The sequence below is a fragment of the Candidatus Fukatsuia symbiotica genome (genome assembly GCF_003122425.1).
Classification (GTDB): Bacteria; Pseudomonadota; Gammaproteobacteria; order Enterobacterales; family Enterobacteriaceae; genus Fukatsuia; species Fukatsuia symbiotica.
This window is the reverse complement of the sequence record NZ_CP021659.1, coordinates 1,464,380-1,475,949: the sequence shown is the minus strand read 5'-3', so window position 1 is coordinate 1,475,949 and position 11,570 is coordinate 1,464,380. Positions and strand designations below refer to the sequence as shown.

12 protein-coding genes are annotated in these 11,570 nt (G+C 43.1%); all 12 read left to right on the top strand.

Translation table 11 applies throughout. The features are described from left to right. Window positions 1-53: 53 nt before the first annotated feature. Window positions 54-821 carry a helix-turn-helix domain-containing protein gene (locus tag CCS41_RS07335; protein ID WP_072549593.1) on the top strand — a complete coding sequence of 256 codons (768 nt, stop codon included), beginning with the start codon at window positions 54-56 and terminating at the stop codon, window positions 819-821. Between the two features lie 43 nt (window positions 822-864). Next, window positions 865-2,901 carry an EscV/YscV/HrcV family type III secretion system export apparatus protein gene (locus CCS41_RS07330; protein WP_240313735.1) on the top strand — a complete coding sequence of 679 codons (2,037 nt, stop codon included), beginning with the start codon at window positions 865-867 and terminating at the stop codon, window positions 2,899-2,901. Window positions 2,902-2,922: 21 nt separating this feature from the next. After that, complete coding sequence (locus CCS41_RS07325; RefSeq protein WP_072549595.1) at window positions 2,923-3,369, top strand: InvB/SpaK family type III secretion system chaperone; 447 nt, start codon at window positions 2,923-2,925, stop codon at window positions 3,367-3,369. Beyond that, on the top strand, window positions 3,366-4,661 hold the full coding sequence (gene sctN, locus CCS41_RS07320) for a type III secretion system ATPase SctN (RefSeq protein WP_072549596.1): 1,296 nt from the start codon (window positions 3,366-3,368) through the stop codon (window positions 4,659-4,661). The genes CCS41_RS07325 and sctN overlap by 4 nt, the downstream gene beginning before the upstream one ends. Window positions 4,662-4,689: 28 nt before the next feature. Then, the gene (locus CCS41_RS07315) at window positions 4,690-5,097 is read left to right on the top strand and encodes a type III needle complex assembly protein (RefSeq protein ID WP_240313734.1); all 408 of its coding nucleotides are present in this window, start codon (window positions 4,690-4,692) and stop codon (window positions 5,095-5,097) included. Further along, complete coding sequence (locus tag CCS41_RS07310) at window positions 5,085-7,322, top strand: SpaN/EivJ family type III secretion system needle length determinant (RefSeq protein WP_119797449.1); 2,238 nt, start codon at window positions 5,085-5,087, stop codon at window positions 7,320-7,322. The genes CCS41_RS07315 and CCS41_RS07310 overlap by 13 nt, the downstream gene beginning before the upstream one ends. Continuing rightward, window positions 7,319-8,350, top strand: a complete 1,032-nt coding sequence (gene sctQ, locus CCS41_RS07305; RefSeq protein WP_072549599.1) for a type III secretion system cytoplasmic ring protein SctQ — start codon at window positions 7,319-7,321, stop codon at window positions 8,348-8,350. Before CCS41_RS07310 ends, sctQ begins: the two co-directional genes overlap by 4 nt. Before the next feature lie 12 nt (window positions 8,351-8,362). Then, window positions 8,363-9,022 carry an EscR/YscR/HrcR family type III secretion system export apparatus protein gene (locus CCS41_RS07300; protein WP_072549600.1) on the top strand — a complete coding sequence of 220 codons (660 nt, stop codon included), beginning with the start codon at window positions 8,363-8,365 and terminating at the stop codon, window positions 9,020-9,022. Between the two features lie 55 nt (window positions 9,023-9,077). Next, window positions 9,078-9,338: an EscS/YscS/HrcS family type III secretion system export apparatus protein gene (locus CCS41_RS07295; protein ID WP_072549601.1), complete on the top strand. Its 261-nt coding sequence runs from the start codon at window positions 9,078-9,080 to the stop codon at window positions 9,336-9,338. Between the two features lie 42 nt (window positions 9,339-9,380). Further along, window positions 9,381-9,608, top strand: a complete 228-nt coding sequence (locus CCS41_RS16605) for a flagellar biosynthetic protein FliR (protein WP_240313733.1) — start codon at window positions 9,381-9,383, stop codon at window positions 9,606-9,608. Next, on the top strand, window positions 9,587-10,120 hold the full coding sequence (gene sctT / locus CCS41_RS07290) for a type III secretion system export apparatus subunit SctT (RefSeq protein ID WP_240313732.1): 534 nt from the start codon (window positions 9,587-9,589) through the stop codon (window positions 10,118-10,120). The genes CCS41_RS16605 and sctT overlap by 22 nt, the downstream gene beginning before the upstream one ends. Window positions 10,121-10,419: 299 nt before the next feature. Further along, the gene (locus tag CCS41_RS07285) at window positions 10,420-11,463 is read left to right on the top strand and encodes an EscU/YscU/HrcU family type III secretion system export apparatus switch protein (protein WP_072549603.1); all 1,044 of its coding nucleotides are present in this window, start codon (window positions 10,420-10,422) and stop codon (window positions 11,461-11,463) included. Window positions 11,464-11,570: the final 107 nt, after the last annotated feature.

The following is an 11,570-nucleotide window of genomic DNA, read 5'->3' as shown; positions in this document are numbered from 1 at the left end:
ATCGCCGCCAATGAATAACAGTTTTAAATTGAAAACATCAGGGCGGTATATAGATGAAGACGCAATATGACCAAGAACTGCTAAACAACGGGCATAAGAAATATATAGTAGAACCCGAGCTTTGGTCGATAGAAATCGGAGATGCTCCTTGTACGGTAACGATGCAATGGGAAAATGAAAATACTGAAATGACCTTTGATCCAGGCTGGAAAGGGTTTATGGCAGTAAAGCGTTCTTCATTAGAAGTGGTAAGCGGTTGTTTACCCTATCAACCGATGGATATTGAGATAATGGCGAAACTACAAGCATTTATTGATAAATCAATGAACGATAAAGTAGAAAAAACGTCACCGCAACATTATTTTGCGACAATAAAAATGGACGATGATCTACTTTTAACCTCTCGACGTGATATCGAGTATTGGTTACTGCGACAAACACTGAATCCAACAGCGGGTATGGAAAAGTTTATTGCTTTATTACGTAATACCGAGTGGTATTGGTTAGTCTATTTTCTACTGGATGAATTTAACGGTAGCAGTAAATTACAAGATCTGGGTCAACGTTATGGTTTATCCGCCTCGCATTTCCGGCGACTTTCCCGTCGTGCTCTAGGTAATACCACCAAAGTGACATTACGTGATTGGCGCATGGGAAAGGCGGTACTGGCCTTAATAGATGAAGAGCAGAATCTCACTGATATTGCTTTTGAACACGGTTATTCGTCTCTTTCCCATTTTTCTAACCAAGTGAAAGAAACATTAGGCGTTTCACCGCGTGGTTTACGCCACCTGATTACTAGCCCGACACAATTAAATTAAGATATATGGATAAATCACAGTGATTAATAATTTTTTATACCATATGCGCACCAGACCAGAATTGTTGATCCTGGCCTTGGTAATGATGATTATCTCCATGTTAATCATCCCGCTACCCACTTATTTAGTGGATTTTTTAATCGGACTGAATATCGTTATTTCGATACTGGTTTTTATGGGATCTTTTTACATTGATCGCATCCTCAGTTTTTCGACTTTTCCTGCAGTATTACTGATTACCACCCTATTCAGGTTGGCTTTATCGATCAGTACCAGTCGTTTGATATTAAATGATGCCGATGCAGGTGACATTATCGCCACCTTTGGTTTGTTTGTTATCGGTGATAATTTGGTTGTCGGCTTTGTTATCTTTGCTATAGTCACTATCGTTCAGTTTATGGTGATCACCAAAGGGGCAGAACGGGTGGCTGAAGTAGCTGCACGTTTTTCTCTGGATGCGATGCCCGGGAAACAAATGAGTATTGATGCCGATCTCCGAGCCGGTGTTGTCGATGCTGAGGCCGCTAAAGAAAGGCGTAGTGTGTTAGAAAGAGAAAGCCAGTTGTATGGTTCTTTTGACGGTGCAATGAAATTTATCAAAGGTGATGCCATAGCCGGTATTATCGTTATCTTTATCAATTTTATTGGTGGTATCAGTGTGGGTGTCAGTCAACAGGGTATGAGTATGTCAAGCGCCCTGTCGACCTTCACGATGTTAACCATTGGTGATGGTTTAGTCGCCCAGATCCCCTCATTATTGATCGCCATCAGTGCCGGTTTTATCGTCACCCGGGTCAATGGTGATGGTGATAACATGGGGCGTACTATGATGAGCCAATTGTTATCTAATCCTTTTGTCTTGATGGTGACAGCGGGACTGGCACTGGCTATCGGCTTTTTACCTGGCTTCCCACTGTTTATCTTTATTATTCTTGCCGCTCTGCTTAGCGGGTTGTTTTTCTTCAAACGCCGTGCTAGCCAACAGCAAGACAAGAATAAATCCTCATCGAGTTCAAATAGCACACCAGATGACGAGCTGTTTAACGATAGCCATTCCATTGACAGTTCTTTAGGATTGATCGGTGATCTGGACAAAGTGTCTTCTGAAACTGTGCCCTTTATCATCCTGGTTCCTGCGGATAAACTGGCAAAACTAGAAAAAGAAAAACTTTGTGATCATTTACGTAGCCAATTTTTTATTGATTATGGTATTAAGCTACCTGATTTATTGTTACGGGCATCTGAGACCTTGGCAGAAAACCGTGCAGTCATCTTAATTAATGAAATCCGTGCCGATGAATTTGTGCTCCACTTTGACCGGCTCTGTGTGGTCAACAGCAGTGACGAACTGATGCAATTAAATATCAAAACAGTGGTCGATAATGGCAGTATTTGGGTCGAACCACAGGACAAAGTGTCTCTAACGAATCTCGGTTATCAACTTCGTTCTGCCAGTGAAGAACTCTACCATAGTGTGGCGGCCTTATTGTCGCGCCATGTCAATGAATACTTTGGTGTGCAAGAAACCAAAGACATGTTGGATAAACTGGAAAATAAATACCCCGATTTGATGAAAGAAGCAATGCGCCATGCCACGGTTCAACGGATCGCCGAGGTGTTACAACGCCTGCTTTCGGAGCGCATTTCCGTGCGTAACATGAAGCTGATTATGGAGTCCCTGGCTTTGTGGGCACCACGTGAAAAAGATGTGATTGCTTTGGTCGAACACATTCGCGGCTCGCTGTCACGCTATATTTGCCACAAATTTGCGGTTAATAATGAGTTACGTGCGGTGGTGTTATCGGCAGAAGTAGAAGACAGTTTACGTCAAGGAATACGTAATACTTCATCAGGTGCCTTTCTGAATTTAGAACCGGCTGCCTCTGATGAACTGATGGATTTGTTTGCCTTTAATCTGGAAAACTTATCTATCGCTTACAAGGATCTTGTTGTGTTGTCATCGGTAGACACACGACGTTTTATTAAGAAATTTATAGAAACACGTTTCCGTGATTTGGAAGTGATGTCTTTTGGCGAACTTTCCGAAAGTGTCTCGGTCAATGTGATCAAAACCATTTAATACAGAGAGGAAAACTAAACGATGGAAAATATCGACATAGCAGCATTAGTCCGTGAAGCATTACTAGAAAACAAATGTGATCCTAGTTTATTGGGGGATTTTGATAGCCATTCCACCATTACTCTGGATTTTAAAGATTCACCCAGCATTCTGGTGAGTAAAATACAGAGAGAAGACGAACATGGCAACGCCAATGGCGAGGATGAGATTTGGGTGTGGGCACGTATCGAACATGTCAGTCCGCACGTTTTCGAACAGTGTGCAGGCAAATGTTTATGTGAATTAGGACAAAACTGCCCTTTTACACAGAGTCGTCAATTGCAAATTAATTATGTTGAAGATCAAGAAGTTGTCGAATTAAAAGCCCATATACATGTAGATTATCTGCAAAACGGTCAAGAGTTCGCCAAAGTATTAAGTCAATTTTTTGACGATATCGCAAAGTTTGTTGGGATCTACCAAGGATGAAGCCATTACGGTTGTTGCGCCACCAAGCTCACCCTCTGCGATTAGCGGGTTCCATTATTGAAGCCCGCTTATCAGATGTAAAAGTGGGTGAGATCTGTGAAATCAGACAGCATTGGTTGGACAAAGACAGGGTTGCCAAGGCGCAAGTGTTGGGTTTCAATCGTGATAGGGCCTTGCTTAGCTTAATCGGCAATGCACGCGGCCTATCACGTGAAGCGGTATTAACGCCAACCGGAGCAGGTCTGTTAGTCACCTTGAATGATTCACTTTTAGGCACGGTACTGGATCCTTCGGGTCAGGTGGTGGAACGTTTTGTTGATCAGGCTGAAGGCGCAGAGAATGATGCGATTCGGCCTATTGATGCCACGCCTCCTTCTTATCTTGATAGAGAAAGTATTCAACAACCGTTTATTACCGGCATCAAAGCCATTGATGGTTTACTCACCTGTGGTATCGGACAACGTATGGGGATTTTCGCTGCCGCCGGCTGTGGTAAAACCTCGTTGATGCATATGTTGATTGAACAAGCGGATGCAGATGTTTTTGTCATCGGTTTAATTGGTGAACGTGGGCGCGAAGTGACTGAATTTACGCAAGCCTTAGCCAAATCGGGCCGTCAACATCAATGCGTGGTGATCTATGCCACCTCCGATTTCTCTTCATTAGACCGCTGTAATGCTGCTTTATTAGCCACCACTGTCGCCGAATATTTTCGCGATCAGGGTAAAAAAGTGGTGTTATTTCTTGATTCGATTACGCGTTATGCCCGTGCGCTACGTGATGTCGCGTTAGCGGCAGGTGAAGCCCCCGCTCGTCGGGGGTACCCTGCTTCAGTTTTTGATGCCCTGCCCGCGGTACTTGAACGCCCCGGTAACACTAAAAATGGGAGTATTACTGCTTTTTACACTATTTTGCTCGAAAGTGATGATGAACCTGATCCCATCGCCGACGAAATTCGGTCGATCCTTGATGGACATATTTATTTGAGTAGAAAATTAGCGGTACAAAACCATTACCCGGCGATCGATGTACTCCGTAGTGTTAGCCGGGTATCCGGACAAGTATCGAGTCAGAAGCACTTATCGTTGGCTGCAGAATTTAGACGTCTGTTAGCCAAAATTGAAGAGCTGCAAATGCTGCTCGATTTGGGCGAATATACCCCGGGAGAAAATGCCGACAACGACCGAGCGATCAACAAACGCGATGCCTTATTACAGTGGTTACAACAGACGATGCATGAACATTCTTCTATCGATACCACTTTGCAGGCCATGAATGCGCTGGCTAAATAAAATTCGGCCCCTCTTGCGGCGTTGTGAAATGAATCAGCAACGCTATGAAAGTTTGATCCATCAGGTGGAAAGCAAAGAACGGGTATTGCGCAAAGAATATACCTCTCTTGACCTACAAAGAGAGGCTTTGCAAAAGCTACTGCGTTCACAACGGCCACAGGGGATAACCGACAGAAGCGAGCTTTATGCCATCCAACGCCGTCTATCAATATTACGTCGTCAGTTGAGCCTATTGGATTTACAGGAAGTCGAGTTAAAAGAAAAGCAACTACAATATGAAAAAGAGAAGGAGAAATTACAGCAACAACGCCAATACTGGCGGCGTAAATCAGACAAATATTTACATTGGCAGACGGTGCAGAAACGATCACAACGTCTGATTCGATTAAGGCAAGAAGAAACAGAGATGGAAGACATAATCACATGCGGCAAATAAACACAACTAAACCGGGTATAGATCCGGTGTTATCGAAATCGATCCTGGGTAATAAGGGTAAAGTCATTGAGCCCTTATTGGATAAACTTCATCAGTCAGGTAAAAACATAGACAGAAAATGGCTGACAGAATTTATCGCAAAAGAGCTTTCTCTGTCAGCTGATCCAAATCAGAAGAAACGACCGACCATGGATAAGCTCGATGAGCCGCGATTGCCTGTTGTAAGTCATGACAAAGCACCGCTACCCTTTAGCGAAGCGACCATTGCTGATAATACAAAGTCTAATTTGATGCATCAGAAAAGGGATCTTGCCGAGCTACCATCGACAAAAAGCCAGGTATTAACCGAAGAATTCGCTGCCGGTGGTCGACTGCAAGCGGAAGATATTGATATCGACGAGTCGCTGCCGCCGGCTGTCGGTCACAATAAAACACCCCTACCCTTTAGTGAAGCAACCGTTGTTGTCAATAAACAGTTTAATTTAATCGATGCGATCCGTCAGGAAATGGAGCCTGCCGAGCGACTATCGACAGAAAACCAAGTATTAACCGAAGAATTCGCTGCCGGTGGTCCACTGCAAGCGGAAGATATTGATATCGACGAGTCGCTGCCGCCGGCTGTCGGTCACAATAAAACACCCCTACCCTTTAGTGAAGCAACCGTTGTTGTCAATAAACAGTTTAATTTAATCGATGCGATCCGTCAGGAAATGGAGCCTGCCGAGCGACTATCGACAGAAAACCAAGTATTAACCGAAGAATTCGCTGCCGGTGGTCCACTGCAAGCGGAAGATATTGATATCGACGGGTCACTGCCGCCGGCTGTCGGTCACAATAAAACACCCCTACCCTTTAGTGAAGCAACCGTTGTTGTCAATAAACAGTTTAATTTAATCGATGCGATCCGTCAGGAAATGGAGCCTGCCGAGCTACCATCGACACAAAACCAGGTATTAAACGAATTAGCTTCGGATTATCCACGACAGGCAGAACATATTGATATCGCTTCTCTTCTTTCACCCACTCTACTCACCCGTCAGCGACAACCGGTGGTTAAGGTGGTTAAACGTGATAAACATCAAGCGACATCGCTCAACAGCCTGTCACGGCAAGAAGGCTTGCGCAGTAATACAAGGCAGCTTCAGCCTGAAAAACCACGAGCGGATCAATTTGACAGACAACACAGACGTCCAGCGGCTGACATGTTTCCTACTGCATCACGAAGGGATTTGGCGTCCTCTACGGCTGCATTACTCAATCATACTGCGGCAAAAAATAACGTATCGGACAGGATATCATCAGAGGGTGCAACATCTGACCCAATATTATCGGAAGAAGAAAGCGCACTTTCTGTCAATCAAACGGCGCCGCTATTAACACAAGGTGCTCCCTTAACGTATAGCCAGATAACCAACCCTATACAGTCAGCGCTCAATAACGATAAATCTCAGATCACACCACATCGTGCGAGACCGTTCGGATCCTTTACTTTGCAACAACAGATGACCTTGCAAAACAACCGGCATCATCAGCCAGAAAATTATGCAACACTTCAGCCTAAAAAACAGCAGCCACTGCAATTTGATCGGCAACGCGGATCAGCGTCGACACAGTCTTTGCAGCCGGTCGACAGGCTGGCAGCAAAAAAGGATGCATCCGATCTCGCATCATGGGATAACAGTTCATCAGCTCATCCATTATCAAAAAAGGAAACAGCAAGCGCCGTCAATCGAAGCATGCAACCCTTGATACAAAGTGATCCCTTAGCAACCTCACCTTCTGGTGATAAACGGCAATCAGAAGAAGTGACTCATGCACTTCCTCTTGCTCATGGTCAAAAAATGGAGCTGCCACAGCAGACTCTCTATCAGGATCCACAGCAGTCGACTCCGCTCAAGCAGTTTGTGCAGCAACATAATAAGCCCGCTGATGTCATGGATCCAGAACAGGATGATCAGCGGTCAGAAGGGAAACAAACTGCAAGCTCAGGGAGTGTTTATCGCTTTCAAAGTTGGGGAAAAGAGCATAACGTCAGAATTATGCCACAAGAAAATACTTCACAACTGGTTTTACAGGCTTCAAATGCAACGGTGGAACAAGGTTTACGTGATCAGTGGCAACACGCCAATGATGAACGTTGGAGTCTACTCTCTGATGATCATCAGCAGCAAAAAAATAAACATGAGCAGCCACATCAAGAGCAGGATGATGAGGAAACACGGTGAGCAAACTATCATTACGTCAGCTCGCCCAGCTGCGTGAGCATCAAGCTGAAAGTCATTGGTTAGCGAGCGGGAAGATCACTCGATCAACACCTAGCAATGTTGGGGAGTTACTGGCGTTTACCGCAGACAATAGTTGGCAAGGTCTGATCAAGCTGCGCGACTGGTTTCATCATGTTGCGCCAGATTTGGCCGCTTTATCACCGCAAGCATACAGTAGCGAACAATTGCAGGCACTTTTTGCCGCCACCCCACGTCCGTTAGAATTGACAATGAAGGAATTATCTTACCAAAAATTGCAGGTTGACGGGTTAATCGAAGCACAGCAACTGCCACAACGCCCCATGCTCTGTTTAGCAACACCCAGTGGAGAAGTTTGGCTACGTAAATTACCTGATGTGGATTTTTCGCCGCCACCCACAACAGAAAAACGGCAGCTGTCCGCATTACCATTACCACTGACATTTGAAATCGGCACCAGTCAGTTAAGTCTAAAACTTTTGCGCAAACTGGCTGTCGGGGACGTCTTACTCATTACCAATAAAACACAGCGTGTTAGCACACAAGGCACAAACATCGGCCGTTATCAGCTAAATAAATTACCTGAACAACAAGGAAATTCTATCATGATTGAAAAAAATCAAGATGATCAAGAACAGTATCAAGAACAGTATCAAGAACCAGGCTATGAAGAAATCGATGATGACGATGATGATAATGCTGTAGTTCAGGAACAACAGAACCCAAAAAAATACGGAGCACCCAGTGATAACGAAAAAACATCATTATCGTCTTGCGCTAATATTCCGATAAAACTCACTTTTGTCTTGCACCAACAAACTATAACCTTTGAAAAACTGGAAGAAATGTACAATCAAGGACAAGTGATAACCTGTCAACCAGAAGCAGAAAAGCACATTGATATCAAAGCAAACGGTAAGCTGATCGCCCGTGGAGAATTGGTTCACCTTGATGAAACCAAAGATAAATTAGGTGTGGTATTAACAGAACTACATCATCCTGCATCATAAACGAGGTGTTATATGTCAAATGACATTTCTCTGATTGCTTTTTTGGCTTTTTCTACCTTGCTGCCGTTTCTTATTGCTTCCGGTACCTGCTATATTAAGTTTTCGATTGTTTTTGTGATGGTCAGAAATGCGTTGGGTTTACAGCAGATACCTTCAAATATGACGTTAAATGGTGTGGCGTTATTATTATCGATGTTTGTGATGATGCCGATCGTCAAAGATGTTTATCTCAATGCAAAAAATGAAAATGTTGATCCCAGTAACGTTGAATCTGTCAGCCAATTTGTTGAAAATGGTCTCGATGGCTATCGGGCTTATCTAAAAAAATATTCCGATCCCGAGCTGACACGTTTTTTTGACAAAGCACAGGCTGATCGCAGAGAAAATGAAATCGGTATCGCACAAGAGGAAGAAACCGCATCCATTTTTGCTCTCTTGCCCGCCTATGCTTTGAGTGAAATAAAAAGCGCGTTCAAAATTGGTTTTTATCTTTATTTACCCTTTGTGGTGGTTGATTTGTTGATATCCAGTATTTTACTGGCATTGGGGATGATGATGATGAGTCCAGTGACACTTTCCGTACCCATCAAACTGGTGCTGTTTGTGGTACTTGATGGCTGGACGCTGCTTTCTAAAGGACTCATATTACAATATATGGAATTAGCGGGATAAACCCACTACAGCCTATGCCACAGCACAGTATACCGAAGTCAATACCGAGGCAAACATGAACGATCTGGTCTTTGCAGGAAATAAAGCACTGTATCTGGTGCTGATGCTAACGGCGATCCCGATTGCCGTCGCCACTATGGTGGGCTTATTGGTGGGGTTGATTCAAGCCGTGACCCAGTTACAGGAACAAACGTTGCCATTCGGCATCAAATTATTAAGTGTCTCATTATGCTTATTTCTGCTGTCAGATTGGTATGGTGATACGCTATTGGCTTTTGCCCGTGAAGTATTAAGCATGGCATTAAAGCGCCCATAAACATAACCTGTGCAAAATATGCAAAATTCGCTTGTTTTCGAGATGTTTGAGTACTTAAGCGCCATGATTTTATCTTCTGCCCGGATCGCGCCGGCGTTTTTTCTGTTGCCATTTTTCAACAACAATGTACTCAGTAGCGCTATACGTATGCCAGTCACCCTGTTAGTAGCATTGGCATTGTGGCCACATGCTCCTGAAGCACGCCCCCTTTCGACACGCTGTTATATCTTGGATTCATTGCTAAAGAAGTGTTTATTGGCTTACTGCTAGCCATCTTGATTGCCTGGCCTTTTTGGATATTACATGCCGTTGGCTCAATCATTGATAACCAACGCGGCGCAACCTTAAGTAGCAGTATTGATCCCATCAGTGGAGTCGATACTTCAGAGCTGGCGAACTTTTTTAATCTCTTTGCTGCAGCAATATTTTTGCAAGGCGGCGGCATGACGTTACTACTGGAAAGCTATGATGCCAGCTATCGTCTTTGTGATCCCTTAGGGGATTGTTCCCCTGCGTTAACGCCGTTGTTATCCATACTGACAAAACTGATGTTTCAGTCGTTGATTTTAGCCAGTCCGGTGATTGCCGCCTTGTTCATGACAGAAGCCATATTAGGATTGCTCTCACGTTTTGCACCACAGTTAAATGCGTTCTCTATCGCCATGACTGTCAAGGGAACGGTCGCTTTTTTAATTATTATGATTTATTTTTCTGCCACCCTGCCTGATACCATTATGAAAGCCGCTTTTTATCCTGATTTATTGAATCTCTGGTTTAAATAACTTTAATAATACTTGGCATTAAATTACATTTGATGACAATTAGCCGGGCTATTTTGATTATAATGGCTAAAAAAATTCAACCTGTTTTTAAGAAGCTATTCGAAATCTCTTGTGCGCGCTGTGTTTTTATCAAGTCATTCGTCAAAAACGCGCTCAACATACTCATTGACTCTCTTGCGTTATATATAAAGAGTAACTGCGCTTTTTCGCCCATTTTTTTCTCGTCTGAGCGTCGCCCAAGAAGATTTTGAATAGGCTCTCACCCAGTAAAACGCACTCATAGTCGGATAAAAAATAATATGGCAGGCAATAAAACAGAGAAACCTACGCAAAAAAAATTAAAAGATTCGGCGAAAAAAGGCCAATCATTTAAGAGTAAAGATCTGATTATTGCTTGTTTGATACTCTGCGGTGTGCAATATTTAGTTTCAATGGGTTCATTAGTTGAACTGATGGGGGCTTTCCAATGGGTGATTGCCCATAATTTTGAATACGATATTCATCGTTATGCGACAGCAGTGTTATTTATCGGGCTACAGCTCTTGCTACCGATTATTTTGCTTTGCGTTTTTGTTTCTGCTTTACCCACATTATTACAAACAGGGTTTGTCATAGCGACCAAAGCCTTAAAACTTAATCTTGGCGCAGTCAACCCCGCGAAAGGATTCAAAAAAATATTCAGTTTACGTACTGCAAAGGACGCAATTAAATCATTGTTATATCTCACTACTTTTTTTGTTTCTGCTTTAATTGTCTGGAATAACAAAAAAAGCCTGTTGTTCCAGCAATTACACGGCACTCCCTATGACATGACCGTCGTTTGGCGTGAGTTATTACAATCACTGGTATTTACCTGTCTTATTTGCATCATCATCATTTTAATTTTAGATGCGCTCGCAGAGTTCTTTTTGTATATCAAAGATCTGAAAATGGATAAGCAAGAAGTGAAGCGCGAGATGAAAGAGCAGGACGGTAATCCTGAAATTAAAGGCAGACGACGTGAACTGCATATGGAATTGCTTTCTGATCAAGTCAAATCGGATATTGAAAACTCAAACGTGATCATTACTAACCCAACCCATATTGCAGTAGGCGTTTATTTTAACCCTGATCCCGATATCCCTTCCATACCCTTGATTTCTGTTTTGGAAACCAATCAGCGTGCATTAGCCGTCAAGGCTTATGCCAAAAAAGTGGGTGTTCCTGTGATACAAAATATTCCCTTAGCACGCCGTATCCTTAAAACACATAAACGTTATTCTTTTATCAGTCTTGATGAAATAGAAGAAATCGTACGCGTTATTATTTGGTTAAGACAGGTAGAAAATGCCGGTCATTCATGAAGATGACAAATAGATTATTTTTTTAATCCGTTTTGTATAAATAAGTAAAGGCGGCTTACGCTCCATTTAATCAGCGTTTTTTGATACTTGTTGCTCTTTCTAACCCA

Bases quoted from the DNA above. Each gene is read 5' to 3' on its own strand.
- CCS41_RS07335 (WP_072549593.1), top strand. From the start codon at position 54: ATGAAGACGCAATATGACCAAGAACTGCTAAACAACGGGCATAAGAAA.
- CCS41_RS07330 (WP_240313735.1), top strand. From the start codon at position 865: ATGCGCACCAGACCAGAATTGTTGATCCTGGCCTTGGTAATGATGATT.
- CCS41_RS07325 (WP_072549595.1), top strand. From the start codon at position 2,923: ATGGAAAATATCGACATAGCAGCATTAGTCCGTGAAGCATTACTAGAA.
- sctN (WP_072549596.1), top strand. From the start codon at position 3,366: ATGAAGCCATTACGGTTGTTGCGCCACCAAGCTCACCCTCTGCGATTA.
- CCS41_RS07315 (WP_240313734.1), top strand. From the start codon at position 4,690: ATGAATCAGCAACGCTATGAAAGTTTGATCCATCAGGTGGAAAGCAAA.
- CCS41_RS07310 (WP_119797449.1), top strand. From the start codon at position 5,085: ATGCGGCAAATAAACACAACTAAACCGGGTATAGATCCGGTGTTATCG.
- CCS41_RS07300 (WP_072549600.1), top strand. From the start codon at position 8,363: ATGTCAAATGACATTTCTCTGATTGCTTTTTTGGCTTTTTCTACCTTG.
- CCS41_RS07295 (WP_072549601.1), top strand. From the start codon at position 9,078: ATGAACGATCTGGTCTTTGCAGGAAATAAAGCACTGTATCTGGTGCTG.
- CCS41_RS16605 (WP_240313733.1), top strand. From the start codon at position 9,381: ATGTTTGAGTACTTAAGCGCCATGATTTTATCTTCTGCCCGGATCGCG.
- CCS41_RS07285 (WP_072549603.1), top strand. From the start codon at position 10,420: ATGGCAGGCAATAAAACAGAGAAACCTACGCAAAAAAAATTAAAAGAT.